At 73.4% G+C, this 1,385-nt stretch carries 1 protein-coding gene; it reads left to right on the forward strand.

Going from position 1 to position 1,385, the window contains the following annotated elements; translation table 11 throughout:
• On the forward strand, window positions 1-1,224 hold a 1,224-nt coding region (locus tag KBX53_RS32955), incomplete at its 5' end, for a YcaO-like family protein (protein WP_210863761.1).
• Between the last annotated feature and the right edge of the window lie 161 nt (window positions 1,225-1,385).

A 1,385-nucleotide genomic window follows, 5' to 3' on the forward strand; every position in this document is an offset into this window, starting at 1 on the left:
GAGGAGACCGACAACGGCGTCACCCACACCTACTCGGCCGGGCACAACTTCGCCCAGCCCCGTCAGCTCGCTGCGTTGCGCCGCAACCTGCGCGGGCAGAGCGGCGGCAAGGGCCGGACCGACCTGCAGGCCCGGATGAGCGCGCTCGGGGAGGCGGTGGAGCGCTACTGCGGGGTGTGGCGCGGCGACCGGCCCGTACACCGGGCGACCTACCGGCAGCTCGGCCCGGAACGCGCGGTGCACCTGCGGGAGCTGCTGCTGTTCTCGGAACGCCAGTACGCCGACCGGGAGCGGCTCAACCGCGACCTGGGGCACCTGCACCGTGTTCCCCGCCCGCTGCCCGACGAGGTGGAGCTGGACTGGACCACGGGTTGGTCGCTGACCCGTCAGACACCGCGCGAGCTGCCCGCAGCGCACTGCTGGTACGGGCATCCGGAGCTGACCGGGCTGGGGGTGTGCTCGGCCGACTCGAACGGCTGCGCGGCCGGCGGCAACCTGTCCGACGCGATCCTGCAGGGCTTCTGCGAACTCGTGGAGCGAGACAGCGTGGCCCTGTGGTGGTACCACCGCTCCCGGATGCCCGGGGTGGACCTGACCTCGTTCGCCGACCCGTGGACGGCCGCCTGCGTCGACCATCACGCCACCGCCCTCGGCCGCGAACTGTGGGCCCTCGACCTGACCGCCGACCTGGGCGTACCCACGTTCGCGGCGGTGTCCCGTCGCGTCGACCGGGGGCCGGAGGACGTCCTGGTCGGCTTCGGCGCGCACCTGGACGCGCGGGTCGCGCTGACTCGGGCGCTGACCGAGGTGAACCAGTTCCTGCCCGCCGTCGCCGGCCCCGGGCGCAACCGGTACGGGGTCGACGACCCGGACACCGCGCGCTGGTTCGGCACCGTGCGGGTGGCCGAGCAGCAGTGGCTGGCCCCGGATCCCAGCCGGCCGCCGCGCACCGCGGCGGACCACCCGCCGCTGACCACCGGCGACGTCGGGGACGACGTGCGGTGGTGCGTACGCCGGGCCGAGCAGGCCGGCCTGGAGGTGATCGTCGTCGACCAGTCCCGACCGGACGTCGATCTGGCGGTGGTGAAAGTCGTCGTTCCGGGCCTGCGGCACTTCTGGCGTCGACTCGGTCCCGGCCGGCTGTGGGACGTGCCGGCCCACCTTGGCCGGAGCCCACTGGCCGTCGACGAGACGTCGGCCAATCCGCTGAACGTCTTCTTCTAGCCGGTGATCCCGGGCCCACCGGGAGCGCGGGAAGGATGTGGGGATGACCACCGTCGTGGACCCGGTCGGTCGGCGACCGTCATGAGCGGCTCCGTCGTCGGTCCGCCGATACAGGAGTCGTACCGGCTGCGCCGTGACGCGGAGCTGCGGATCGGTGCGGA

It is taken from the genome of Micromonospora sp. M51 (assembly GCF_018070305.1).
GTDB classification, from domain to species: domain Bacteria; phylum Actinomycetota; class Actinomycetes; order Mycobacteriales; family Micromonosporaceae; genus Micromonospora; species Micromonospora parva.